This is a genomic window from Spirillospora sp. CA-128828 (assembly GCF_050945415.1).
GTDB lineage: Bacteria > Actinomycetota > Actinomycetes > Streptosporangiales > Streptosporangiaceae > Spirillospora.
This window is the reverse complement of record NZ_CP191986.1, coordinates 1,239,668-1,263,903: the sequence shown is the minus strand read 5'-3', so window position 1 is coordinate 1,263,903 and position 24,236 is coordinate 1,239,668. Positions and strand designations below refer to the sequence as shown.

The following is a 24,236-nucleotide window of genomic DNA, read 5'->3' as shown; positions in this document are numbered from 1 at the left end:
CTGGAGGAACCCGCCATGGCCACTCACGCCAACCCCGCCGACCTGACCGGCCCGGCCGCTGCGGCGCCGGTGGTGCCTGGTGACCTGTTCGCCCGGCACCAGACCATTGCGGGCCTGCGCGCCCTGGCCGATTTCCTGGAGGCCAACCCGGCCGTGCCGGTCAACGAGTACGGCGAGACCTTCCACATGTTCACCCGGACCGGCGACGACGCTTCGGCGGCGGCGCTGGTCGACCAGGTCGCCGCGCTCCTGGGTGTCCCGGTCATTGACGACCGTCCGGACGGCGGGCACTACATCGCCGAAAAGACCTTCGGCCGCGTCAGCTACCGGATCGTGCACATCCCCGAACGGCAGAAGCGCGACCACCGGGCCCGCGCCAGCTACCGGGACAACATCGTCCTCGGCACCGACCGGGCCACCGGCGATGACCAGCACGGGCACCTGACCAACGGGCGGGTGGCCTGATGCGCCACGCCCGGCCCCTGCGAACGCCGCTCACCCGGCCCGCCCGGCCTGTCGTCGGGTGGGTGTGCGGGACCTGCGGCGGGGGCGGGGTCGCCTCCGATGGGTCCACCTGCGCCGACTGCACCGGCCACGGCCACACCTGACAGGGAGGCACCGATGTTTCTGCGCCGCTGCGCCTTCGGCTGCTTCTGGATCGTGCTGGGGCTGTTCGCCGTCCGCCATCCCGAACGCGCCGCCGCTGCCGTCCGCGCCATCGCTCACGGCCTGGCGCTCGTCGCTGACGGGCTGGCCCGGTTCACCTCGGCGTTCTGAGTTCGCCCGGCGTGGCCGCCGTCGCCGGCAAGCAGTGCGGCCACGCCGGGCCCATCCCCCCACCCATCCCTCAGACAGACAGGAGACCCGTACATCGTGCCCGATCCCGCCCCGGCCCCGCACATCACCGGCCCGGCTGCCCGTGACATGGCCGCCCGCTACAACCGGGCCGACTTCCAGGCCTGGGCGCGCCGCGCACACTCCACCGGCGGCTGCGCCCAACCGGTCCACCTGCGCGGCCGCGTCACCCACCTCGACCCACAAACCGGCCAGATCCTGCACCACTACTCCACCGCCCGGGAACCCGGCGGGGTCCTGCGGGTGGCGTGCAAAACCCGCCGCGCGTCCCGCTGCCCAGCGTGCGCCGAGACCTACCGCGCCGACACCTACCAACTCGTCCGCGCCGGACTCGTCGGCGGCAAAGGCGTCCCTGCCTCGGTGACCTCGCACCCGGCCGCGTTCGTCACCCTCACCGCACCCTCGTTCGGGCCGGTCCACACCCGCCGCACCGGCAAGAGCGGCGCCCTGGTCGCCTGCCGCCCTCGACGGGGCGGCGGGACATGCCCACACGGGCGGCCGATCTCCTGCACCATCCGGCACGCAGAGGGAGACGCCCGGCTCGGGCAACCCATCTGCCCCGACTGCTTCCACTACGCCGGGGCCGTGCTGTGGAACGCCCACGCCCCCGAACTGTGGCGCCGATTCACCCTCGCCTTCCGTCGCTACGTCGCACGCTCGGCCGGGCTACGGGTCGCTGACCTCCGTGAGGTGCTCACGGTGTCGTTCGCCAAGGTCGCCGAATATCAGCGGCGCGGCCTGGTCCACTTCCACGCCGTTATCCGCCTCGACGGACCCGACGGCCCCAGTGCCGAACCGCCCGCCTGGGCCACCCTCGACCTGCTCAAGGCCGCCGTCGACCACGCGGCGGGCGCGGTGACCGTGACGAGTCCGGCGGCGGGTGACGTCCCAGCCATTGAGCACGTGTGGGGCTCACAGATCGACGTCCGACCGATCACCACGACGGGGGAACTGACCGACACGGCCGTGGCGGGCTACATCGCCAAATACGCCACCAAAGCCGCTGAGTGCGTCGGCACCCTCGACCGACGCATTCGCCCTACCGATGACCTCGCCGACCTGCCCGTCAGCACGCATGCGCGACGGCTGATTGCTGAGTGCCTTCGGTTGGGCGCGCTGGAGGAATACAGCGGGCTGCGGCTGGCCGAATGGGCTCACATGCTCGGCTTCCGCGGCCACTTCTCCACCAAGTCTCGCCACTACTCGACCACCCTCGGCCGTCTCCGCGCCGACCGCATCGACCACAACCGCCGCGAACACGACGACGTCACGACCGGTCGCCTTCCCTTCGACGACGACCAGGTCCTCGTTATCGCGCACTGGCGCTACCTGGGCCAAGGCATGACCCCCGGCGAAGCACTGCTCACCGCCGCCCTTACCGGCAAACCGCTGCCTGCTCTCAGCACCTACGAACGGAGTTCCGCGTGACCAAGCTCCTGCTGACCGTCCCCGAAGCTGCCGAAACGCTGGCCATCTCCCGCAGCAAGCTCTACGAACTGCTCGCCTCCGGCGCCGTCCGATCGATCCGCATCGACGGCTCACGCCGCGTCCCGCTCAAAGCCCTGAACGACTACGTCAACGCCCTGATGGAAGAGGCTGCTTAATGACCGACTCCGCCAGCTCCGGCAAGGCGCGCAAGCCGTCCAAGAGCAAGCCCAAGCTCCGCGACGGGGTCATGAAGCGAGGCAAGACCTGGTGCTACGTCATCCGCGTCACCGATCCCGAAACCGGCGTCTCCAAGCCGAAATGGGTCGGCGGCTTCCTCGACGAGGACGCTGCGAAAGAGGCTCGGGACGAAGCACGCGTGAAGGCACGGCGCGGCGAGTACATCGACCGCAACGCCATCACCGTGGCCGACTACCTAGACGAGTGGCTCGACGCTCACGCCGTCGAGATCAAGCCCAAGACTCTGTCCAACTACCGCTACCTCATCGACCGCCACGTCAAGCCCAACATCGGCGGCCTGCGGCTCCAGGCCGTCCGGCCTGGCCAGCTCACCAAGCTCTACCGCGACCTCGTCACCACCGGCGGGCGAAACGGCAAGGGAGTGTCTCCCCGAACGGTCGCGCATGTGCACTCGGTGCTTCGGAAGGCGTTCGGCGACGCTGTCCGAGTAGACGAGCTGATCGCGTCCAATCCCACGGAGCGGGCGAAGCGGCCCCGGCTCCATCACGACGAGCCCGGAAAGGTCTGGACGCCCGAGCAGCTGCGGGCCTTCCTCGCATCTTCTGAGGGGCACCGGCTCTCGGCGTTCTTCCGTCTGGCCGCGTACACCGGAGCTCGGCGCGGGGAACTGCTCAACCTGCGGTGGCCGGACGTCGACCTCGACGGCGCGGCAATCCATATCAAGGGCTCAGTGGCCTTCGTCGCCGGCGAGCGCATCGAGGGGACGACCAAGAGCGGCCGGTCCCGCGTCGTGAGCCTCGACCCCGGAACGGTCGACGTCCTCAAGGCACACCGCAAGCGCCAGCTCGCCGACAAGCTGAAAGCGGGCGAGTTCTGGAAGGGCGCGGAAGACGGCCACGTGTTCACCACGGGATGGGGCGGACCAGTCCACCCGGACTCGGTCTCATCCCTTATGGCAACGCTGATCAAAGCGCACAACGAGGCGGACGACGTCGAGCCTCTCCCCCACGCCCGGCTTCACGACCTCCGGCACGTCCACGCGACGACGCTGCTCCTGGCGGGCGTCCCCGTCCACGTGGTGGCCGCGCGACTCGGCCACGCTGACCCGGCCATCACCCTCCGCGTCTACGCCCACGTGGTCAACGAGCAGCTCGCCGAAGCAGCGGCGATCTTCGCCCACCGGGTCGACGGGGGGTATCTCTTCTCGCGTGGAAATGATCTTGGTGGGTAGATGATCGAGCAGGAAGATCATCCATCGAATTCGGGGGGATTCGAAGCCATGACCGTGGTCGAGGGAAATGGGAGTGTCGCCCAGTCTGGGGCCGGTGCCGGTGGGATGGTGCCGATGTCGGCCGAGAGCCTGGATGTGCCGATCCGGGAACTGCTGAGCGATGAGGTGCTGGATCTGCTGGCCGAGCGGTCCCGCGACGAGGCGGGGCAGTTGCGGCTGACCGGTGAGGGGTCGATGCTCGGCGAGCTGGTCAAGGCCGTCCTGGAGCGGGCGTTGGAGGGCGAGCTGACCGCGCACCTGGGCTATGACAAGCATGATGCGGCGGGGAACAATTCGGGCAATTCCCGTAACGGGCGGGGCAAGGGCAAGACGGTGCAGACCGGGGTGGGCCCCGTCCGGTTGTCGGTGCCGCGGGATCGGGCCGGGACGTTCGAGCCGGTGCTGGTGCCCAAGCGGGCCGGGCGCATCGCCGGCGGCCTGGACGACATGATCATCAGCCTGTATGCGCACGGCATGAGCGTGCGCGACATCCTGCACCACCTCAAGCAGGTGTATGGCACCGAGCTGTCGCACGAGCAGGTCTCCCGGATCACCGATCAGGTGATGGACGAGGTCAAGGCGTGGCAGACGCGTCCGCTGGACCCGACCTGGGCGGTGGTGTTCCTGGACGCGATCGTGGTGAAGGTGCGCGACAACCATGTGGTGCAGAACAAGCCCGCCTACATCGCGGTCGGGATCGACACCGACGGGCACAAGCATGTGCTGGGCATCTGGCTCGCGCGCACCCCGGCCGACACCGCCACCGCCGGGGAGAGCTCGCGGTTCTGGACCTCGGTGACCACCGACCTGCGCAACCGCGGGGTCCGTGACATCCTCATCGCCTGCTGCGATGGCCTGAAGGGGTTCGAGGACGCCATCAACGCCGCGTTCCCGGCCACGGTGGTCCAGACCTGCGTCGTCCACTTGATCAGGAACGCGCTTCGGCCGGTCGCACGCAAGGATGCCGGGGCGGTGGCCAAGGAGCTGAAGAAGGTCTACACCGCCGTGGACGCCGACGCGGCGCTGGAGGCCCTGGCCGAGTTCGCCGACACCGACCTCGGCAAGAGGTATCCCCAGAGCGTGCGGGTGTTCGAGGACGCCTGGGACCGGTTCACGCCCTTCTTCGCCTTCACCCGCCCGGTCCGCAAACTGCTCTACACCACCAACGGGATCGAGTCGCTGAACTACCAGCTGCGCAAGGTCACCAAAGCGCGCGGGCACTTCCCGACCGACGACGCCGTGGTCAAGCTGCTGTGGCTGGCCATCATCAACATCGAGGACAAACGCGCCCGGGAACGCGCCGCCAAGCGCCACAACGGCGACAAGCACGCCTTCTCACCCGCACGCCTGGTCGAAGGACAACGCGCCGCCGGATGGCGCGAAGCACTCAACGAACTCGCCGAGGCCTATCCAGGACGCATCAGGTAAAGCCGACTTCACCTTCTACCCGCAAGGTCTTTCCACACCTGAAGTTACAAGCTCGGTCGACGGGGTCGCGTAGACGCTGCTGTTAGCAAACCCGTTAGCAAAAAGGCCTCTTCCTTGGTCGGAAGGGGCCTTTGACGTGGGAGCCGGCGAGGGGACTTGAACCCCTAACCTTCTGTTTACAAGACAGATGCTCTGCCAATTGAGCTACGCCGGCGGGCTCGTCCCGCATCGTAGTCGACTTGGGGTGGGGCTCGCTCGGGAGGGTCGGGGGAAGTTTTCCGGGTGGGGTGTCGATCCTCGGGGAGTGCGTTCGTGTAGGGGGTGAGAGGTCGGCGATGGGCCGGCCGGTAGTGGGAGGGATCGGCATGGGGAAGCTGGTTCTGGTCGAGCATCTGTCGCTTGACGGGGTCATGCAGGCTCCGGCGGCGGCGGACGAGGACACGCGGGGCGGGTTCTCGCGCGGTGGGTGGGCCGCCGCGGGGAATGACGAGGTCATGGGCTCCGTGATGGCGAAGGGCATGGCCAGGGACGGGGCGATGCTGTTCGGGCGGTGGACGTACGAACAGTTCTACGGGTTCTGGCCCGGGCAGACGGACGGGAACCCGTACACGGACGCGCTCAACCGGGTCACGAAGTATGTGGTGTCGAGGACGTTGCGGGAGCCGCTGCCCTGGGAGAACTCGGTGCTCATCGGCGATGTGGGGGACGTCGCCGCGGTCAAGGAGCGTACGGGGCTGACGGTGCTCGGGAGTGGGGGGCTCGCGGGCGGGCTGATGCGGCGGGGGCTCGTTGACGAGTGGCTGCTGATGATTCATCCGGTGGTGCTCGGGACGGGACGCAGGCTGTTCGGCGAGGCGCGCGAGGACCTGCGGCTCGTGGACTCGGTGATCACGACGACCGGGGTCGTGATCGCGACGTACCGGAAGAGGGAGGACGCATGAAGCTGTACGCGCTCAACATGATCCAGCCTGTGGGCGACCCCCCGCCGCCGGAGGTGCTGGGGCCGGTGATGGCGGAGATCGCGGAGATCCGGCGCGATCTGGAGCGGCAGGAGAGCTGGGTGTTCGGGAGGGGCCTGCACGGTCCGGAGGCGAGCACGATGGTGCGGCTGCGGGACGACGAGGTGATCGCGACGGACGGGCCCTGGACGGAGGGCAAGGAGCACATCGGCGGCGTCACGATCATCAAGGTGGAGGATCTGGACGCGGCATTGAAGGTGGCGGCCAGGTTCGTCCGGGTGACGGGGCTGCCGATGGAGGTGCGGCCGTTCCAGGGCGAGGTGTGATCGAGGAGGTCTTCCGGGCCGAGCACGGGCGGGCCGTGGCCGTTCTGATCCGCGTCTTCGGTGACGTCGACGTCGCCGAGGAGGCGGTCCAGGACGCGTTCACCGAGGCGGTGCGGCGGTGGCCGGCGGACGGGGCGCCGCCCAGCCCGGCCGGGTGGATCATCACGACGGCGCGGAACAAGGCGATCGACCGGCTGCGGCGGGACGCGGCGCGGCCGGGGAAGCACGCGCAGGCGGTGATGGTGAACGTGGTCGAGACGGCCGAGGTCCACACCGTGGAGGACGAGCGGCTGCGGCTCGTTTTCACGTGCTGCCATCCGGCCCTGGGGATGCAGGCGCGGGTCGCGTTGACGTTGCGGCTGCTGGGCGGGTTGTCGACGGCGGAGATCGCGCGGGCGTTCCTGGTGCCGGAGTCGACGATGGCGCAGCGGCTGGTCAGGGCGAAGACGAAGATCCGGGACGCGAGGATTCCGTACCGGGTGCCGGAGGCCGCCGATCTGCCCGGGCGGCTTTCCGGCGTGCTGGCGGTCATCTATCTGGTGTTCAACCAGGGGTACGGCGGGCGTCCGGAACTGGGAGCCGAGGCGATCAGGCTGGGGCGGGTTCTCCGGGAGTTGATGCCGGACGAGCCCGAGGTGCTGGGGCTGCTGGCGTTGATGCTGCTCATCGAGTCGCGCAGGGACGCCCGGCTCGTCCGAGGCGAGCTGGTTCTGCTCGATGAGCAGGATCGTGGGTTGTGGGATCGGGGGCTTGTCGAGGAAGGGCGGGCGCTCGTCCGGCGGTGTCTGGAGATCGATCGGCCCGGGCCCTATCAGATTCAGGCGGCCATCAACGCGGTGCACAGTGACGCCGGGGACACGCAATGGGGGCAGATCATTGAGCTGTACGACCAGTTGATGGTCGTGGCGCCGAGTCCTGTGGTCGCGCTCAACCGGGCGGTGGCGGTGGCCGAGGTCGAGGGGCCGGAGGCCGCGCTGGGCCTGGTGGATCGGCTCGACCTCGGCCGTTACTACCTGTTCCACGCGGTCCGTGCCGATCTGCTGAGGCGGCTGGGGCGGGAGGCGGAGGCCGCCGGCGAGTACGAGGAGGCCGTCGGGCGCACCGAGAACGAGGCCGAGAAGGCTTTTCTCCGGCGACGGAGGCGCAGTCTGGACGGGTCACGGCCTCCTGCTGAGGGTTTGGCCGGCGACCAGTGCGCCGAGGGCGATCGTGAAGCCGGCCACCTGCCATGAGGTGAGCGTCTGGCCAAGGATGAACAGGCCGGCCAGGGTGGCGACCATCGGGTTGGTGAGGCCGAGCAGGGACACCGACGTCGGAGGCAGCCGGTCGATGCCGCGGAACCACAGCGCGTACGCGATCGCGGTCCCGACGATGCCAAGGTAGCCGAAGCCCAGGACGTTCTCGCCGGTCACGGAGGAGGGGACGCCCTCGGCCGCGAGGGTGAGCGGCAGGAGCAGGAGCCCGCCGACCGTGAGCTGCCAGCCCGTCATGACCAGCGGCGATTCGGGGCGTCCCCACTTCTTCGCCAGGACGATCGCGGTCGCCATGAGCGAGGTGGCGGTGAGCATGGCCGCGATGCCGAGCGGGTCGAGCCGGGCGTCGGAGCTCAGGGTCAGCAGCGCGACGCCCCCGGTGCCGGCGAGCGCCGAGTACAGGACGGCGCGGGCGGGACGGATCCGCAGGACGCCGAGCGACAGCAGCGCCACGACCAGCGGCTGGACCGACCCGATCGTCGCGGCGACCCCGCCCGGCAGCCGGTAGGCGGCGAAGAAGATCAGCGGGAAGAAGGCGCCGAAGTTCAGCAGGCCGAGCACGATCGACTTCCACCACCACTCGCCGCGCGGGAGGCGCCGGGTGACGGCGAGCAGGACGAGCCCGGCGGGCAGGGCGCGCATCGTGGCGGCGAGCAGCGGGCGGCCGTCGGGGAGCAGGGTGGTGGTGACGACGTAGGTGGTGCCCCAGCTCGCGGGTGCGAGGGCGGCGAGGGCGAGGTCGGACGCGTAGCGGGTCCGCAGGACCTGCGGTAGCGCGATGGCGGTCATCCGGGTCACCTCACATTAATAATCTCAACGTTGAGATAACAACATGGCAGGTACGCCAACGTCAAGTCTCTGAACGTTGAGATTATTTCCGTTAAGGCAACCCGGCAACGCCGGCCGGGGATCAGGAGCGCAGGCGGCTGACCTCGTACAGGGCGATGCCCGCGGCGACCCCGGCGTTGAGCGACTCGGCCTTGCCGGGCATCGGGATCGTGACGAGCATGTCGCAGGTGTCGGCGACGAGCCGTCCGAGACCCTTGCCCTCCGAGCCCACGACCAGCACGAACGGCCCGGACGCGACCTCCAGGTCGGCGACGGTCACGCCGCCGCGCGCGTCCAGCCCGGCGACGAAGCAGCCTGCCTTCTGGTACGCCTTCAGCTGCCGCGTGAGGTTCGTGGCCTGCGCGACCGGGACGTTCGCGAGCGTCCCGGCGGACGACTTCCAGGCCCCCGCCGTGATCCCCGCCGCGCGCCGCTCCGGAACGACGACGCCGGTCGCGCCGAACGCCGACGCGGACCGGACGATCGCGCCGAGATTGCGCGGGTCGGTGATCCCGTCCACCGCGACGATCAGCGGGGCGGTGCCCGTGAGCAGGTCGTCCGGGTGCGCGTACCGGTACGGCTTGACCTGGAGCGCGATGCCCTGGTGGACGGCGCCGTCGGTCAGCCGGTCGAGCTCGTTCTTGCCCGTCTCCAGCAGCGGGATGCGGCGGTCCGCGGCCAGCTGGATCGACTCGCGCACCCGCTCGTCCGTCCCGGACGTCACGTACAGGGCGGTGCCCGGAACCCCGGCGCGCAGCGCCTCGACGACCGGGTTCCGGCCGGTGACCAGCTCGGGGACCTCACCGGTGGCGCGCCGCGCCCCGGCGGGACGTCCGGACGTGGGCCGGCCCTCCGACGCGGCCTTGGCGCGTGCGCCCGGCCCCACCGTCGGGGTGCCGGTGCGCTTGGAGTTCTTGACGGCGCGGGCCTTCTGGCGCTTGCCGTGCCAGTGCCGGTCCTCGGCCTTGGGGGTGGGCCCCTTGCCCTTGCGCTTGGCCATTGTCGTTTACGCCCCTCGCGACGATTGCGTGCTCGCTCGCCCTCGCGGCTGCCGGGCGGCTCAAGATCTCAGCGGGACGGCGACGAACCCCCGCGAACGTCTGATTTTATCCGGAACTAGCCGCGCTTCAGTTCCCAGCGCGGGCCTTGCGGAGTGTCCTCGACGACGACGCCGGCGTCCGACAGGCCGTCGCGGATGGCGTCGGCCGCCGCGTAGTCCTTGCGGGCGCGGGCCGCCTGCCGCTGCTCCAGTGCCACGGCCACCAGGGCGTCCAGGACGGGACGGAGATCGTTCTCGCCGGACGAACGCCACTGCGGCGACAGCGGGTCGATGCCGAGGACTTCCGCCATCGCCCGGACGGCCGCCAGATGGCCCCGCACCGCGTCATGGTCGCCGGACGCGAGGGCGCTGTTCCCCTCCCGGACGTTCTCGTGCAGCACCGCCAGCGCCTGCGGAACACCCAGATCGTCGTCCATCGCGGAGGCGAACGCGGCCGGCACAGGGGAAGGCGAACCCGCCCCGACGACCTCCGAGGCGCGCGTAACGAACCCCTCTATCCGCTGGTAGGCGGAGACGGCTTCGGCCAAGGCGGCATCGGTGTAGTCCATGAGCGAGCGGTAGTGCGCCGAGGCGAGGTAGTAACGCACCTCCACTGGACGGGCCTTGCCCAGCAGATCGGGCAGGAGAACGACGTTCCCGACCGACTTGCTCATCTTCTCGCCGTCAACGGTGAGGAGCCCGTTGTGAAGCCAGTAGCGGGCGAACCCGTCGCCGGCGGCCCGGGACTGGGCGATCTCGTTCTCGTGGTGGGGAAAGATGAGGTCGACGCCACCGCCGTGGATGTCGAACGTCGATCCCAGGTACTTGGTCGCCATCGCCGAGCACTCCAGGTGCCAGCCCGGGCGGCCGTCCCCCCACGGCGTCTCCCAGGACGGCTCCCCCGGCTTGGCGCCCTTCCAGAGCGCGAAGTCGCGCGGGTCGCGCTTCAGGTCCTCGTTGGGGGTGTCGCCGGCCGACCGCATGTTCTCCAGCCGCTGGTTCGACAGCGCGCCGTACTCGTCCGCCCACGACTTGACGTCGAAGTACACGTCGCCGCCCGTCGCGTACGCGTGTCCCTTCTCGACCAGCCGCCGCATCAGCACGATCATCTCCGGGACGTGCCCGGTGGCGCGCGGCTCGATCGTCGGGGGCAGGCAGCCGAGCAGGTCGTAGCCCTGCGTGAACACGCGCTGGTTGCCCTCCGCGACCGCGAACCACGGCACGTTCTGCTCCGCCGCCACCGCGATGATCTTGTCGTCGACGTCGGTGACGTTGCGCGCGAACGTCACCTCGTACCCGGACGCGCGCAGCCAGCGCAGCAGCACGTCGTAGATGACGCCCGAGCGGAGATGCCCGATGTGCGGTGATGCCTGCGGAGTCGCACCACACACGTACATCCCCACGCGGCCCTCTTCCAGGGGCTCGAACGCGCGAACGCTACGGGTACCGGTGTCGTAAAGGCGCAAGCTCACAGGCACAGGCTATTGGATCCGCGTCCACCCGCGCGGCTGTTGCCGAACACGAAGGCCGACCCGTCCGCGACCTCGTAGTGCAGGCTCGCGCCGGGAACGTCAGGACTTCCCATCGTCATCTCCTCCGTTGAGCCGGGCGGCGCGGGACTCCAGGTAGCGCTGCTCGGGCAGGCTGGTCGTGGTGCGCGCCGCGGCCCGGTACGCGTCACGTGCGGCCGGCAGGTCGCCGGCCATCTCCAGCAGATGGGCCCGGACGGCGGCGAGCCGGTGATGCCCGGACATCCGGGCGTCGCCGTCCAGCGGCCGCAGCAGGTCGAGCCCGGCGGCCGGACCGTCCACCATCGCCAGCGCCACCGCCTCGTTCAGCGTGACCATCGGGTTCGGGGACAGGCGCGCCAGCAGCCGGTACAGCGCGAGGATCTGCGGCCAGTCGGTGTCCTCCGGCCGCGCGGCCTCGGCGTGCACGGCGGCGATCGCGGCCTGGAGCTGGTATGGGCCGGGCGGCGACCAGGTGAGCGCGTCGGTGACCAGCGCGGTGCCCTCCTCGATCGCCGCGGCGTTCCAGAGCGTCCTGTCCTGTTCGGTGAGCGGGACCAGCAGCCCGCCGCCGCCCGTCCGGGCCGCGCGCCGGGCTTCGGTGAGCAGCATCAGCGCGAGCAGCCCCGCGACCTCGCCGTCGTCCGGCAGCAGGTCGTGCAGCGCCCGCGTGAGCCTGATCGCCTCGGCGGTGAGGTCGCCGCGCTGCAGGTCGGGACCGCTGGACGCCGTGTAGCCCTCATTGAAGATCAGGTACAGGACGTGCAGGACGGCCCGCAGCCGCTCGTCCCGCTCGTCCGGAGGCGGCGGGACGAACCGGGCCCCGGCCGACTTGATCTTCTGTTTGGCGCGGCTGACCCGCTGCGCCATCGTCGCCTCCGGGACCAGGAACGCGCGGGCGATCTGCGCCGTGGTCAGCCCGCCGACCGCCCGCAGCGTCAGCGCGACCTGCGAGGACGGCGACAGCGCCGGATGGCAGCACAGGAACAGCAGGGTGAGGGTGTCGTCGCGTTCGCCAGGCCGGCCTTCGTCCGGGCCCGGCTCGGGCACCTCCTCCGCGAAGACGGCGGCCTCGCGGTCGCGGCGGGCGCGCTCGCTGCGCCACTGGTCGGTGAGCCGCCGGGACGCGACGGTCAGCAGCCAGCCGCGCGGGTTCTCCGGAACACCGTCCCCCGGCCACTGGACGGCGGCGGCGAGCAGCGCCTCCTGCACGGCGTCCTCGCACGCGTCGAAGGCGCCGTGCCGCCGGACGAGCGTGCCGAGGACCTGCGGAGCGAGGGTGCGCAGCAGGTCCTCGACGGCGGCGCCGTCCGGGCCGGGGAACGTGCTCACATCTCCGTCCCGGCCTCGCTCATGATCGCCCGGACCTCCATGTGCCCGCCGTACCGGACGTCCGGCCAGCGCTTGGCGATCTCGACCGCCCGCTCCTCCGACTCGCAGTCGACGGTGAGGTAGCCGGCGAAGTGCTCCTTGGCCTCCAGGAACGGCCCGTCCGTCACGGCCGGCTGCCCGCCCCGCTCCCGCACGGTCCTGGTGGTGGACGGGTCCGCGAGCGCCTCCCCGCCGACCCACTCGCCGGACTCGGTCAGCTCCTTCATGATCGCGCCGACCTCGGCGAACAGCGCGTCGCGCTCGGCCTCCGCCAGTTCCTCGACGAAACCGGGGCGGTTGAAGATCAGCAGCATGTACTTCATGTGGTCTCTCCTCATCGTCGGGCGGCCCCCGTTCGCGGGCCGTCACAGAAGGATCGGAGCGGCCCGCCGGTTCTCGACATACCCGGCGGAGAATTCTTCACGAAGATTCGGTCAGCTCTCTGACCTGGTGACACAGCACGGTGAAGGCGAGCGCGTCCGGCATCTGGGAGGCGACCGTGATCAGGTCCATCCGGCCGGGACGCGCGTGCACGGTCACGAGGCCGTTCTCGATCGCCACATCGCGGACGGCGTTCCACGGCAGCCGCTCGCCGTCCTTCTCGACGCCGCCCAGACGCACGGTGAACGGGCCGAGCCGCACGGGCTCCCCCGCCCGCACCGCCGCCAGCCGCCGCGGGACGATCCGGGCGGTCACCTCCTCCGCGACCGTCACGCCGAGGGTTCGCACGTCCGGAATGTCGTCGCCGAGGCGCAGCACGCTTCCGTCGTCCGCGACGATCGTGAAACGCCACCGGATGCGCCCGCCCGGGCCGCCCGGAACCCCGGCGACCGTCACGGAGACGAGCTCGTCCCAGGTGTAGCCGGCCTCACCGCCCGGCCCGCTGACCGCGAGGCCGCCGGTGTAGAGGCAGGCGACGCGGCCGCGGACGCGCGGGCGGTCCCGTCCGGCGATCCATCCGACGGCGCCCGCGTATCCCATCGAGAGGACGAGCGCCGGGACGCCGACCCACCACACGCGGTCGTTCAGGTACGCGATGGCCGCGGGGACGAGCGCCAGCGCGGCCAGCCCGAGCAGCGCGAGCCACGCCCACGTGCGGCGGCTCGCGGCACGTCCGTCGAAGGTCCGGACCGGCTCGCCGAGCCGGTCCCGAGGCAGCGCCACCGCGCGCTACCCGGCCGTGCGGGCCCGCGTCGCACTCACGAACCTGCCGTACGGCATCGCTGCCCTCCCTGCCCTGTGGTCACCAATACCGTACGTCTCCCCACTTATCGTGCGCAGCGACATGGTGATCACCAAGAAGTTGCGGTTCGGTGCGGCCCGGGCTGGTTAATCTCGGCGGAGGAACCCTCCCTTCCGGAACGAGAGCCATGCCATCTGATCCCACCCGGCCCGGCGGCCCCCGGTACACCCTCGCGCAGCGGCGGCTGCTCACGGCCGTCGCCGGCCTCGTCGTCGCCGCTCTGGCGGGCGCGGCGTTCGCGCTGACCTACGCCATGCTCCGCGAACTCGCCGTCGCCGGCCGGGTGAGCCGCCGCTGGGCGCCGCTGTACCCCGTCATGGCCGACACCCTCACCGCGTTGACGATCCTGTCGCTCGTCGTCACCAGGAACGCCCGCTGGTGGACGCGGCTGCTCCGCTGGACGCTGCTGCTGCTCCTCGTCGCCGGGGGTGCGGCGATCTCCGTCCAGCACTCGGTCCGGGGGTTCGGCTCGCTCCCGGACGACCCGGTGCGGGTGGGTGTGGCCGTGGCACCGCACGTCATGCTGGTGATCGCCGTCTGGCTGTGGCTGACGATGTTCAAGCAGATCCGCGTGACGCGGCCCGCCGACGAGGAGGCCGCGCCCGTCGACACGCAGCGCGGCCACGTCAAGGTCCTGGAGCCCACGCCGCCCCCGCTGGCGCTGGAGGCGGCGGCCGAGGAGGCGGAACCGGAGTCGCCCCTGACCTTCCTGGACGAGCCCGAGCCCGAGCCCGAACCGGAGCACGAGCACGAGCCCGAACCGGAGGACGAGCGCGAGCCGATCCTGCCGTTCCAGGCCGAGGAGCCCGAACCGGCCGCCGAGGAGAGGTCGCCGCGCGGGTTCGAGCCCGCCGCGTACGGAGAGGGCCTGTCGTCCGAGCCCGCGCCGCCGCTGGACCCGTTGCCGGAGCCGCGCCCGCCGCTGGATTCGCCGCCCGCGTTCCTGCCGACGGACGTCGAGCTCGTCCGGGGCCGCGACCACGGGCCCGCGGAGGAGCGCCCGGTCGCGGCGACGACCCGTCCGGACATCGTGATGCCCGTGCCCCACGGCACGGACGAGGACGACCACGACGACCCGCCCGCCGACCGCGCCGAGGACCCCGACGCCGGCGACCGCCCGGACAAGGACTGGAACCCGCCGCCGTCCAGCAACTTCCGCAGCGGCCCCACCCCGCCCGCCGACTAGGGGCGGGACGGCTCGCGCGGGGATCCCATAAGAGGCGGGTCCACGGGTAGTGGACCGGCATGAGTGCCCTATTAGCCCGGCTCGTCGACGACGCCGCACTCCTCCCGCCAGGCCATGCCCCCATGGACGAGGCGCTGCCCGCCTACCGGGAGGCCGCCCAGGACCCTGGCGTCGGGCGGTTTCTGTGCCCCGCCTCCTGGTTCCCCCAACTGCGGACCCATCTCGTCCCGGAAGACCTTCTGGACCTCGTGCTCGTCGCGGACATAGGGATCGATGAGGTGCCGAAAGCGCTGGACGCCATGCGCGCGGAGCCCCGCGTCCGGCCGGCGTCGGTGCGGCTCGCCCTCCCTGAGGACGCCGACCAGGCGCGGGCCGCCGCCGTCACGCTCGCCCGGCTCCCGTCCGGCGTGCCCGCGCACATCGAGGTGCGCCGCTCGCCCGGCTGGCGGGACGCACTGGACCGCATCGCCGCCGCCCGGGCCCACGGCGCACCACTGGGCGCCGACTTCCGGCTGGACGGCCCGGCCTCCGCAACGGCGGCGTTCATCTCGGCCTGCGCCGAGCGTGACCTGCCGATCACCTGCTCCGGTCCCGTTCGGAGTCTTCCGACCGTGCTGTTGGCCACGGCGCAGGCCGTGGCCGGTGACGGCGACGTCCAGCGGACGCTCGGACGCCGCGACGTCACCGGCGTGGCCGCCGACCTGGGGTCGCTCACCGGGGACGCGACGCAAGCCGCCCGCCGCCTGCTGACCGCGTTCGCCGTTCCCGGCCTGGGCACCGCATTGAGCACCCTCGACCTGATCAGGAAAGCCCCCTTTTCCACCCGGGTGGGGTGACCACCGCAGGCCCCGGCACGCACCGGATGAAAGGGAATCGCCGGGGAAGATAAGTCTCCATGACGACCGTTTCGTGGGTTGAAGGCAGTGCGGACGGCGGCTTCGGCGTCGAGAACCTGCCGTACGGGATCTTCTCCCGGCCCAGGGAGCTTCCGCGCGTCGGTGTCGCCATCGGCGACCGCGTCCTCGACCTCGCAGAGCTGTCCGCCGCGGGCCTGGTGGAGGACCGCCGGTACTTCGCGTCCGGGTCGCTGAACGCCTTCATGGTCGCGGGACGTCCGGCCTGGCAGGCGAACCGGGACCGGCTGACGGACCTGCTCACCGACGAGTCGTACCGCGACCGGGTCGAGCCGCACCTGATCCCCGTCGCGGACGTGGAACTGCTGCGGCCGTTCGAGGTCGCGGACTACGTCGACTTCTACTCGTCCGAGCACCACGCCACGAACACGGGCCGGATCTTCCGGCCGCACGACGAGCCGCTGAGGCCCAACTGGAAGCGGCTGCCGGTCGGCTACCACGGCCGCGCGGGGACCGTGTACCCGTCCGGGACGCCGATCATCCGCCCGTCGGGGCAGCGCCGGACGCCGGGCGATCCCGAGCCGTCCTACGGGCCGTCGCTGCGGCTGGACTTCGAGGCGGAGGTGGGATTCGTCGCGGGCGTCCCGTCCAGCGCGGGGCGCGGCGTCCCGGCGGGCGCGTTCCGCGATCACGTGTTCGGGTTCGTCCTGGTGAACGACTGGAGCGCCCGTGACCTGCAGGCGTGGGAGTCGCAGCCGCTCGGCCCGTTCCTCGGCAAGTCGTTCGCGACGTCGATCTCCTCGTGGGTGGTGCCGGTCGCGGCGCTGGAGCCGGCGCGCGTCTCCCCGCCCGTCCAGGATCCGGCTCCGCTCCCCTACCTGAGGTGCGACGAGCCGTGGGGCCTGGACCTCTACCTGGAGGTCCTGATCAACGGTCAGGTGGCGACGCGGCCGCAGTTCGCGTCCATGTACTGGACGCCGCCGCAGCAACTGGCCCACGCCACGGTCAACGGCGCCCCGCTGCGCACCGGCGACCTGTTCGCCTCCGGGACGGTCTCCGGGCCGGAACGCGATCAGCGCGGCTGCATGCTCGAACTCAGCTGGAACGGCCGGGAGCCCCTGGAACTGGCCGACGGAACGGAACGCACGTTCCTGGAGGACGGCGACACGGTCACGATCCGGGCCCAGGCTCCGGGAGCCTCCGGTTCCCGCATCACCCTCGGCGAGGTGACCGGCACGGTCCACCCCGCCCAGCCCTAGCGACCGCGGACGGAACCCGTCAGGCGGGCGGGAGGACCAGGGCGTTGGCGATGGCGGCGAGGCCCTCGCCGCGGCCGGTCAGTCCCAGGCCGTCGGTGGTGGTGGCGGAGACGGTGACCGGAGCGCCGCCCAGGGCCTCGGTGAGGGTCTTCTCCGCTTCGCCGCGGCGTTTGCCGATCTTCGGGCGGTTGCCGATGATCTGGACGGCGACGTTGCCTATCGTGTAGCCGGCCTCGTCCACCCGCCGGGCCACCTCGCGCAGCAGGTCGACGCCGGACGCGCCGGACCAGCGCGGGTCGGCGGTGCCGAAGACCGCGCCGAGGTCGCCGAGCCCGCAGGCCGACAGGAGCGCGTCGCAGGCGGCATGCGCGGCGACGTCGCCGTCGGAGTGCCCGGCGAGGCCGTGGCCTTCGCCCGGCCATTCGAGCCCCGCGACCCACAGCGGGCGCGGGGAAGACGAGAACGGGTGGACGTCGGTGCCGACGCCCACCCGCGGAAGCCGTTCGTTCAACTCGGCCGGCCGCTCAGCTGGCCAGGACCTCGTCGAGCAGGGCCTCTGCCTTGTCCTCGTTGGTCTTCTCGGCGAGCGCGAGCTCGCTGACCAGGATCTGGCGCGCCTTGGCGAGCATCCGCTTCTCACCCGCGGACAGGCCGCGCTCCTTGTCGCGCCGCCAGAGGTCGCGGACGACCTCGGCGACCTTGTTGACATCACCGGACGCGAGCTTCTCAAGGTTCGCCTTGTACCGGCGCGACCAGTTGGTGGGCTCTTCGGTGTAGGGTGCGCGAAGAACCTCGAAAACCTTCTCCAGCCCATCCTGGCCGACGACGTCCCGGACGCCCACGTCCTCGACGTTCTCGACCGGGACCCGCACTGTCAGGTCACCCTTGTCAACCTTCAGAACCAGATAGGTCCTGTCCTCACCCTTGATGGTGCGAGTCTCGATGGCCTCGATCCGAGCAGCCCCATGGTGGGGGTAGACGACGGTGTCGCCGACCTGGAAAGTCATGTGACAAGTACCCCTTCCGCTAGAACCAGGGTAGCACGGAAACGAGCGTGTCCGAACCGGCCTTCCCGACAAATGCGCAGGTCAGCCCGCATATTGGGGTATTGACAAAGCCCTTTATTGGTGCATCGGCGTCCAGTTCCCCACACTCAGCGTAGCCGACAGGGCACCGTGCTTCCGCCGGGACGCCATTACCGGTCATCCGTCCCCGGTTACAAGCATCCGCCTCCCGGAAGGCGCGGGCGGGTTCCATACTGGGATGTGAACATGCCAACCCGTGTGGGTACCAAAGCGGCTGAATAGGACGGCGTCCCGAGGGAACCCGGATCCGCGAGGGAGGTGCGGCGTGAGGCCGGACGGCGGCGACCCGGAGCCCGACGACTACGGGCTTCCGCGCGTCGACGTCGTGGTGCCCGACGACGCCCGCGAGCTCGAACGGGACGTGGTCGCCTACCGCCGCGAGGAGCGCCGGCGGCGGCGCAGGGCGCGGACCCGGCGGCTGGCCGGCCCGCTGACCCGGTTCGGCGTCGCCATCCCGATCATCGCGGGCGCGCTGCTCGTCGCGCTGCTCAGCGGCGTGCTGATGACCGCGTTCGGGCCCCGTCCCGCGCCCCGTCCCACCGGCGCCCAGCTGGCGCCGCGCCCCTCCGCGAGCCCCGGCAGGGTCGGCGGGCTCCTGCCGGACGGGAAGGTCGACCTGGTGACGGGCGACCGCACGCCGGCGAGGCTGCGCGACCTGCGTCCGGGCGTGATCGGCATCGTCCCGCCCGCGTACCGGTGCGAGAACGTGGTGGCCGAGCTGGCCGGCAGGACGCAGCAGTACAAGCTGAACTTCTGGCTCGTCGCCGACCCGCGCCCGGCCGGCGGCAAGAAGCCGACCTCCCTGAAGGACCTGAAGGCGTGCGCGGGCACCGCCCACAACGGGGCGCCCTTGATCCTTGAGGACCGCGGCGGCGTCCTCGCGGGTGCCTACGCCCCCGCGCCCGGGACGCCCGGCCCGACGGGAACCGGGCTCACCGCCGTGTTCGTGGAGCCGGACGGCGTCGTGACCGAGGTCGCCCGCGGTCCGCAGCCGGGCCCGGAGCTCACGGGAAGGGTGGAGTCGCTCCGGTCCGGCTGAGCGACGGGCCGCCCCGGCGGGCGTGTCGGCGACCCCGGGGAGGGGTTGACGGCAGTACCTCGCTACGCTTCCCCTGGCGTGTCTCACGCCGCGCCACAGCTTTCCGATCGATGCCACGTCTGTTATGACATTTCGCGAGGAGACCGACGCCGTGATCCGAAACAGCCGTCGAGTGGTCGTGCTCGCCATGGCGGGTGCCGTCGCCATCGCGCCGGTGATCTCCGGCTGCGGCGCCGGCGAGCAGCCCCAGTCCGCCCGCCCGACGCAGCTCACCGAGGGCGTCAACGTGACGGTCCCGAAGAACCGGCCCTCGGCGGCGCAGATCGACCTGCGCCAGATGTTCCTCCTCGGGCCGGAGCCGGGGCAGCCGATCCCGGCGGGCACGTCCATGGCCCTCTACGGCGTGATCATCAACCAGGTCAAGGGCCGGCAGGACCGCCTCGTCTCCGTCACCTCCCCCGCGTTCGGCGGCAAGGCGAAGATCGACGGCGGCGGTATCGTCCTCCCGCCCGCCGCGCCGGACGGGACGGGCAGCTTCAACCGGCTGCTCGGCACGCCGTCGGCCACCCCCACCCCGACGGCTCCGGCCAAGAAGAAGACCCGGCAGCCGGCCACCGGTGCCACGCCGGAGCCGACCGGTGCGGGCGCGACGCCCAACGTTTCGGAGACCCCCACGTCCGGCAACACGGCCGGGCCGCAGCAGAGCACACCGCCGGCGACGCAGGGCACACCGTCGGCTACGCCGGGCGGCGAGCAGCCGCTCGTGGTGCTGCCGAACCTCGGCAAGGAGCTGATCGCCGGGGCCTCGGTTCCGCTGACGATGCAGTTCGAGAAGGCCGGGTCCGTCGAGTTCCAGGTCCCGGTGGTGTCGCGGCAGGGCGAGTTCGCGACCTACCCGCCGGTGCCCAGCACCCCGACCCCGACGCCGCAGAGCCCCGGCGCCCAGACCCCGGGTGCCCAGACCCCCGGGAGCGAGACGCCCGGCGGGGCCGCGACCTCCTCACCGACCCCCGGCACCGAGCCGGGCGGGGCCGAGTCGTCCCCCACGACGACGGAGACCCCCGCCGCCGGTCACTGAGCCACCGTCCTCCAGCCCCCACCCACCACCAATCAAACGACGAGCTCCGCTCGGCCTGAACGCAGAGAACGGCCCGTCCCACCCCCGGACGGGCCGTTCTCCGGTTCAGGCTCGCCTGCCGGACCGCGGCGATCAGGGCTCGAACTTGTAGCCGAGGCCGCGGACGGTGACGATGTAGCGCGGTGTGGAGGGGGCTTCCTCGATCTTGGCGCGGAGCCGCTTGATGTGGACGTCCAGCGTCTTGGTGTCGCCCACGTAGTCGGCGCCCCACACGCGGTCGATCAGCTGCATCCGGGTGAGGACGCGGCCGGCGTTGCGCAGCAGCACCTCCAGCAGCTCGAACTCCTTGAGCGGCAGCTGGACGGGCTCACCGCCGACGCTGACCACGTGCCGCTCCACGTCCATCCGGACCGGGCCGGCCTCCAGCGTCGCGGGCGCCAGCTCCTCCACCTCGCCCTGGCGGCGCAGGACGGCGCGCATCCGGGCGATCAGTTCCCGGGTGGAGAACGGCTTGGTGACGTAGTCGTCGGCGCCGAGTTCCAGCCCGACGACCTTGTCGACCTCGCTGTCCTTCGCGGTCAGCATGATCACCGGGACGCTGGACTTGGCGCGCAGTTCCCGGCACACCTCGGTGCCGGGCAGCCCGGGCAGCATCAGGTCGAGCAGTACGAGGTCGGCACCGTTGCGATCGAAGATGTCCAGCGCGTCGGGGCCGGTGGCGGCGACCGCCACCTCGAAGCCCTCCTTGCGCAGGTTGTACGACAGTGCGTCGCTGAACGACTCTTCGTCCTCAACGACGAGCACGCGGGTCACGGTGTTGCCTCCCGGGCGGTGTTCTCTTGGGCTTTCCCTACGGTCCGTGCGGCGGACGCACCGGGGCGGCGCGGCGTGTCGAGCAGCGGGAGCCGGATCGTGAACGTCGACCCGTGCCCCTCCTTGCTCCACACGGTCACGTCGCCGCCGTGCTTGCTGGTGACGTGCTTGACGATGGCGAGGCCGAGCCCGGTGCCGCCCGTCTGGCGGGAGCGGGCGGGGTCGACCCGGTAGAACCGCTCGAAGATCCGCTCGATCTCGCCGTGCGGGATGCCGATGCCCTGGTCCGTCACGTTGATCTCGACGTGCCACTCGTCGCTCTTGCGGGTCGACACCACGACCCGGGTGTTCTCGGGGCTGTAGGCGACGGCGTTGTCGACGAGGTTGCGCAGCGCGGTGACCAGCAGCTCGTGGTCGGCGCGGACCTGCAGGCCGTCCTCGCCGCCGGACGCCAGGTCGATGTCCTTGGAGGACGCCTTGATCTGGCAGCGGTCGAGCGCCTCGGCCATCACCTCGTCCAGGTCGACGGGGTTCAGCGCGGGCAGCGGCTCGTCCCCCTGGACGCGCGACAGCGTCATCAGGTCCTGGACGAGGTTGGTCAGCCGCACCGACTCGTACTGCATCCGTCCCGCGAACCGGCGGACGGCCTCGGGGTCGTCGGCGGCGCCCTCGACGGTCTCGGCGAGCAGCGACAGGGCACCGACCGGTGTCTTCAGCTCGTGGCTGACGTTCGCCACGAAGTCGCGGCGGATCGCCTCGGTGCGGTGCATCTCGGTGAGGTCCTCGGCGAGGACCAGGACGAGCCCGTGCGAGCCGAGCGGCGCGACCCGGACCGCGAACCAGCGGCCGTCCGCGCGGCTCCGCGCTCCGGTCGGCCCGACCTGGATCTCGGTCTCCCGGATCTCCCCGTCCCGGCGGACCAGCCGGGCCATGGCGAGCACCTCGTCCACCACCAGCCGGTCACCGCTGACCAGGCCGAATGCCCGCGCGGCGGAGCTGGCGCGCAGGACCCGGTCCTCGCTGTCCACCACTACGGCCGAGGACCTCAGGACGCTCAGCACCGAGGCGACGCCGGGCGGCAGGGTGCCCACCGAAGCCGTCGTAACCGCCGTCCGCTGGGCTCGCTCGCTCACGCGCACCGCCAATCCAGTCGCGAGCCCGATCGCGAGCCCGGCGAGCCCGGTCAGGCTCGCTACTATCTCGACCTCCACACCTCGGATCGTAAGCGGCGTTCGGAGTAACGCTTCCCCTCGGCCCTGGTCAACACGGTCTCGTTCCCCGAAAGTTCACCTTGTTATCCGGACACGTTCACGGCCATGGGGCAGGCTGTTGCGTGGGCGAGTCCGCCCTGCCCCGCCCGCCCCGTTCACTTCGAAGGACTTGAATTGCGCGACGCCTACCACGAGGAACTCGACTCACTCACCGACCGTCTGGTGGAGATGACCCGCCTCGTGCGGTCCGCGATGGCCCGCGCGGTGACCGCCCTCCTGGACGCCGACCTGCGACTGTCGGAGGAGGTCATCAGCGGGGACGAGCACGTCAACAAGATCGACGCGGACATCGAGGCGACGGTGTTCGACCTGATGGCCCGCCAGCAGCCCGTCGCCGGCGACCTGCGCACCCTGATCACCGCGCTGCGGATGAGCGGCGACCTGGAGCGCATGGGCGACCTCGCCGTGCACATCGCCAAGACCGCCCGCCGCCGGCACCCCGAGTCGGCCGTCCCGCCCGAGCTGCAGGCGACCGTCCTGGAGATGGGGCAGATCGCCGAGCGGATGATCGCCAAGACGGGCAGCGTGATCGCGTCCCAGGACGTCGAGATGGGCCTCGAACTGGACGCCGACGACGACCAGATGGACCGCCTGCACCGGCGCCTGTTCGACATCCTGCTGTCCCCCAAGTGGAAGCACGGCGTCGAGCCGGCCGTCGACATCACGCTCGCCGGCCGCTACTTCGAGCGTTTCGCCGACCACGCCGTCCACGTGGCGGAGAACGTCGTCTACCTCGTGACCGGCCAGCGCCCCGAAGAGATCAACGACCCGGCCTGATCCGGTCCCGCCCGAAACGCCCGGCGCTGTCGCGCCCGGGCGTTCGCGGGTCTGGACGGCCTGATCATCGTTCGTTAGCTTGCGCCTCATGAGACCGATGCGGGCGCTGGTCCGGAAGATGTCGTTCGCCGGGATGTGCGGGGCGGTGGTCGCGGCGTCCCTCGCCGCGCCGGGCACCGCGCGGGCCACGCCCGGCGGGCCGGCGTGGCGGCTCACGCCGACCGGAAGCGAGGCGCGGCTCCGCGGGCTGGCGGCGGTCGACCGGAGCGTCGCCTGGCTCGCGGGCAGCGGCGGCACGGTGCTGCGGACGACCGACGGCGGCGGCACGTGGCGGAACGTCGCCCCGGCCGGCGCGGCGGGCCTGGAGTTCCGCGACATCGAGGCCTTCGACGCGCGGCGGGCCGTCGTGCTGGCCATCGGTGAGGGCGACGCGTCCCGCGTCTACGCGACCTCGGACGGCGGCCGCACCTGGACCCTCGGCTTCAGGAACGACGAGCCCAAGGCGTTCTACGACTGCATGACGTTCTTCGACTCCCGGCATGGGCTGGCCATGAGCGACCCGGTCGACGGCCGGTTCCGCCTCATCGCCACCGGAGACGCGGGACGCAGCTGGCGCGTGCTGCCGTCCGCGGGGATGCCTCCCGCGCTGGAGGGCGAGGCCGGATTCGCCGCGAGCGGGCAGTGCCTCGTGAGCCACGGGTCCCGGGACGTGTGGCTCGCCACCGGCGGCGGGTCCCGGTCACGCGTCTTCCACTCCGGGGACCGCGGCCTCACCTGGACCGTCGCCGACACGCCGCTGCCGGGCAGCCCGTCCCAGGGAGTGTTCGCGCTGGCCTTCCGCGACTCACGGCACGGCATCGCGGTCGGCGGCGACTACCGGCCCGGTGAACCGTCCCCGACGGCGGCCGCGACGACCGGCGACGGCGGCCGGACGTGGCAGGCGGCGCGCCGTCCTCCGGCCGAATACCGGTCGGGAGTCGCGTATTCGGGCCCGGCCGCGCTGGCCGTGGGCCCGACCGGCAGCGACGGCACTCTCACCGGCGGCCGCACCTGGACCCGGTTCGACACCGGAAGCTTCGACACGGTCGACTGCGCCTCCGGCGGCGCGTGCTGGGCCGCGGGCGAGAAGGGCCGCGCGGCCCGTCTCGTCTTCACCCGCGCCGGCTAG

Annotated in this window: 26 protein-coding genes and 1 tRNA gene; 16 read left to right on the top strand and 11 right to left on the bottom strand. The window is 71.5% G+C overall.

The window, feature by feature from the left end; genetic code table 11:
- The first annotated feature begins 15 nt into the window (after positions 1–15).
- The 6 genes from ACQPXG_RS06600 (at position 16) to ACQPXG_RS06575 (ending at position 5,179) form a co-directional block, all read left to right on the top strand.
- On the top strand, positions 16–465 hold the full coding sequence (locus ACQPXG_RS06600) for a hypothetical protein (protein WP_433466719.1): 450 nt from the start codon (positions 16–18) through the stop codon (positions 463–465).
- A gap of 156 nt (positions 466–621) precedes the next feature.
- Positions 622–777, top strand: coding sequence for a hypothetical protein (locus tag ACQPXG_RS06595; protein ID WP_433466718.1), 156 nt, complete (start codon positions 622–624; stop codon positions 775–777).
- A gap of 96 nt (positions 778–873) precedes the next feature.
- Positions 874–2,283: a replication initiator gene (locus ACQPXG_RS06590; protein WP_433466717.1), complete on the top strand. Its 1,410-nt coding sequence runs from the start codon at positions 874–876 to the stop codon at positions 2,281–2,283.
- A complete protein-coding gene (locus ACQPXG_RS06585; protein ID WP_433466716.1) occupies positions 2,280–2,459 on the top strand; it encodes a helix-turn-helix domain-containing protein in 180 nt (59 codons plus the stop codon). The genes ACQPXG_RS06590 and ACQPXG_RS06585 overlap by 4 nt, the downstream gene beginning before the upstream one ends.
- Complete coding sequence (locus ACQPXG_RS06580; protein WP_433466715.1) at positions 2,459–3,712, top strand: tyrosine-type recombinase/integrase; 1,254 nt, start codon at positions 2,459–2,461, stop codon at positions 3,710–3,712. The genes ACQPXG_RS06585 and ACQPXG_RS06580 overlap by 1 nt, the downstream gene beginning before the upstream one ends.
- Positions 3,713–3,817: 105 nt before the next feature.
- Complete coding sequence (locus ACQPXG_RS06575; RefSeq protein ID WP_433469908.1) at positions 3,818–5,179, top strand: IS256 family transposase; 1,362 nt, start codon at positions 3,818–3,820, stop codon at positions 5,177–5,179.
- A gap of 141 nt (positions 5,180–5,320) precedes the next feature.
- Here ACQPXG_RS06575 and ACQPXG_RS06570 read toward each other — a convergent pair.
- A tRNA-Thr gene (locus ACQPXG_RS06570) sits at positions 5,321–5,393 on the bottom strand.
- Between the two features lie 151 nt (positions 5,394–5,544).
- Between ACQPXG_RS06570 and ACQPXG_RS06565 the strand changes: the two genes are divergently transcribed.
- From ACQPXG_RS06565 to ACQPXG_RS06555, 3 genes are read left to right on the top strand one after another with little or no spacing between them, the layout of a single operon-like run.
- A complete protein-coding gene (locus tag ACQPXG_RS06565) occupies positions 5,545–6,120 on the top strand; it encodes a dihydrofolate reductase family protein (RefSeq protein WP_433466714.1) in 576 nt (191 codons plus the stop codon).
- The gene (locus ACQPXG_RS06560; RefSeq protein ID WP_433466713.1) at positions 6,117–6,464 is read left to right on the top strand and encodes a YciI family protein; all 348 of its coding nucleotides are present in this window, start codon (positions 6,117–6,119) and stop codon (positions 6,462–6,464) included. Before ACQPXG_RS06565 ends, ACQPXG_RS06560 begins: the two co-directional genes overlap by 4 nt.
- Positions 6,461–7,696, top strand: a complete 1,236-nt coding sequence (locus ACQPXG_RS06555) for an RNA polymerase sigma factor (protein WP_433466712.1) — start codon at positions 6,461–6,463, stop codon at positions 7,694–7,696. The genes ACQPXG_RS06560 and ACQPXG_RS06555 overlap by 4 nt, the downstream gene beginning before the upstream one ends.
- Here the strand turns inward: ACQPXG_RS06555 and ACQPXG_RS06550 are convergent.
- The 6 genes from ACQPXG_RS06550 to ACQPXG_RS06525 all read right to left on the bottom strand — a co-directional run bounded on the left by ACQPXG_RS06550 (position 7,622) and on the right by ACQPXG_RS06525 (position 13,627).
- Positions 7,622–8,506, bottom strand: a complete 885-nt coding sequence (locus ACQPXG_RS06550) for an EamA family transporter (protein WP_433466711.1) — start codon at positions 8,504–8,506, stop codon at positions 7,622–7,624. The two genes, ACQPXG_RS06555 and ACQPXG_RS06550, sit on opposite strands and share 75 nt — an antisense overlap.
- Before the next feature lie 121 nt (positions 8,507–8,627).
- On the bottom strand, positions 8,628–9,545 hold the full coding sequence (gene rlmB, locus ACQPXG_RS06545) for a 23S rRNA (guanosine(2251)-2'-O)-methyltransferase RlmB (RefSeq protein ID WP_433466710.1): 918 nt from the start codon (positions 9,543–9,545) through the stop codon (positions 8,628–8,630).
- A gap of 116 nt (positions 9,546–9,661) precedes the next feature.
- Positions 9,662–11,056, bottom strand: a complete 1,395-nt coding sequence (gene cysS, locus ACQPXG_RS06540; protein WP_433466709.1) for a cysteine--tRNA ligase — start codon at positions 11,054–11,056, stop codon at positions 9,662–9,664.
- A gap of 99 nt (positions 11,057–11,155) precedes the next feature.
- The gene (locus ACQPXG_RS06535) at positions 11,156–12,424 is read right to left on the bottom strand and encodes an RNA polymerase sigma factor (RefSeq protein WP_433466708.1); all 1,269 of its coding nucleotides are present in this window, start codon (positions 12,422–12,424) and stop codon (positions 11,156–11,158) included.
- Positions 12,421–12,786, bottom strand: a complete 366-nt coding sequence (locus tag ACQPXG_RS06530; protein ID WP_433466707.1) for a YciI family protein — start codon at positions 12,784–12,786, stop codon at positions 12,421–12,423. Before ACQPXG_RS06530 ends, ACQPXG_RS06535 begins: the two co-directional genes overlap by 4 nt.
- A 97-nt stretch (positions 12,787–12,883) precedes the next feature.
- Positions 12,884–13,627, bottom strand: coding sequence for a DUF6585 family protein (locus tag ACQPXG_RS06525; RefSeq protein WP_433466706.1), 744 nt, complete (start codon positions 13,625–13,627; stop codon positions 12,884–12,886).
- Positions 13,628–13,833: 206 nt separating this feature from the next.
- On the opposite strand from ACQPXG_RS06525, the gene ACQPXG_RS06520 reads away from it, so the two are divergent.
- Genes ACQPXG_RS06520 through fahA form a run of 3 tightly spaced genes read left to right on the top strand, consistent with a single transcriptional unit; the run spans position 13,834 to position 17,005 of the window.
- The gene (locus ACQPXG_RS06520) at positions 13,834–14,892 is read left to right on the top strand and encodes a DUF2637 domain-containing protein (RefSeq protein WP_433466705.1); all 1,059 of its coding nucleotides are present in this window, start codon (positions 13,834–13,836) and stop codon (positions 14,890–14,892) included.
- Between the two features lie 59 nt (positions 14,893–14,951).
- On the top strand, positions 14,952–15,728 hold the full coding sequence (locus tag ACQPXG_RS06515) for a hypothetical protein (RefSeq protein WP_433466704.1): 777 nt from the start codon (positions 14,952–14,954) through the stop codon (positions 15,726–15,728).
- Positions 15,729–15,787: 59 nt separating this feature from the next.
- A complete protein-coding gene (gene fahA / locus ACQPXG_RS06510; RefSeq protein ID WP_433466703.1) occupies positions 15,788–17,005 on the top strand; it encodes a fumarylacetoacetase in 1,218 nt (405 codons plus the stop codon).
- 19 nt (positions 17,006–17,024) lie between these two features.
- Here fahA and ispF read toward each other — a convergent pair whose 3' ends face one another.
- Both ispF and ACQPXG_RS06500 read right to left on the bottom strand, forming a co-directional pair.
- Positions 17,025–17,495, bottom strand: a complete 471-nt coding sequence (gene ispF, locus ACQPXG_RS06505) for a 2-C-methyl-D-erythritol 2,4-cyclodiphosphate synthase (RefSeq protein ID WP_433466702.1) — start codon at positions 17,493–17,495, stop codon at positions 17,025–17,027.
- Between the two features lie 34 nt (positions 17,496–17,529).
- A complete protein-coding gene (locus ACQPXG_RS06500) occupies positions 17,530–18,012 on the bottom strand; it encodes a CarD family transcriptional regulator (RefSeq protein ID WP_021599843.1) in 483 nt (160 codons plus the stop codon).
- Between the two features lie 343 nt (positions 18,013–18,355).
- On the opposite strand from ACQPXG_RS06500, the gene ACQPXG_RS06495 reads away from it, so the two are divergent.
- Positions 18,356–19,129 carry a hypothetical protein gene (locus ACQPXG_RS06495; RefSeq protein WP_433466701.1) on the top strand — a complete coding sequence of 258 codons (774 nt, stop codon included), beginning with the start codon at positions 18,356–18,358 and terminating at the stop codon, positions 19,127–19,129.
- Positions 19,130–19,280: 151 nt separating this feature from the next.
- Positions 19,281–20,207 carry a hypothetical protein gene (locus ACQPXG_RS06490; RefSeq protein ID WP_433466700.1) on the top strand — a complete coding sequence of 309 codons (927 nt, stop codon included), beginning with the start codon at positions 19,281–19,283 and terminating at the stop codon, positions 20,205–20,207.
- Between the two features lie 132 nt (positions 20,208–20,339).
- Here the strand turns inward: ACQPXG_RS06490 and ACQPXG_RS06485 are convergent, their stop codons facing one another.
- Both ACQPXG_RS06485 and ACQPXG_RS06480 read right to left on the bottom strand, forming a co-directional pair.
- Positions 20,340–21,020 (bottom strand): winged helix-turn-helix domain-containing protein, encoded by a 681-nt coding sequence (locus ACQPXG_RS06485; RefSeq protein WP_433466699.1) that lies wholly within the window; start codon positions 21,018–21,020, stop codon positions 20,340–20,342.
- On the bottom strand, positions 21,017–22,231 hold the full coding sequence (locus ACQPXG_RS06480; RefSeq protein WP_433466698.1) for a sensor histidine kinase: 1,215 nt from the start codon (positions 22,229–22,231) through the stop codon (positions 21,017–21,019). Before ACQPXG_RS06480 ends, ACQPXG_RS06485 begins: the two co-directional genes overlap by 4 nt.
- A 174-nt stretch (positions 22,232–22,405) precedes the next feature.
- Between ACQPXG_RS06480 and phoU the strand changes: the two genes are divergently transcribed.
- Both phoU and ACQPXG_RS06470 read left to right on the top strand, forming a co-directional pair.
- Complete coding sequence (phoU, locus tag ACQPXG_RS06475; protein ID WP_433466697.1) at positions 22,406–23,068, top strand: phosphate signaling complex protein PhoU; 663 nt, start codon at positions 22,406–22,408, stop codon at positions 23,066–23,068.
- An 88-nt stretch (positions 23,069–23,156) separates the two neighbouring features.
- Complete coding sequence (locus tag ACQPXG_RS06470) at positions 23,157–24,236, top strand: oxidoreductase (RefSeq protein WP_433466696.1); 1,080 nt, start codon at positions 23,157–23,159, stop codon at positions 24,234–24,236.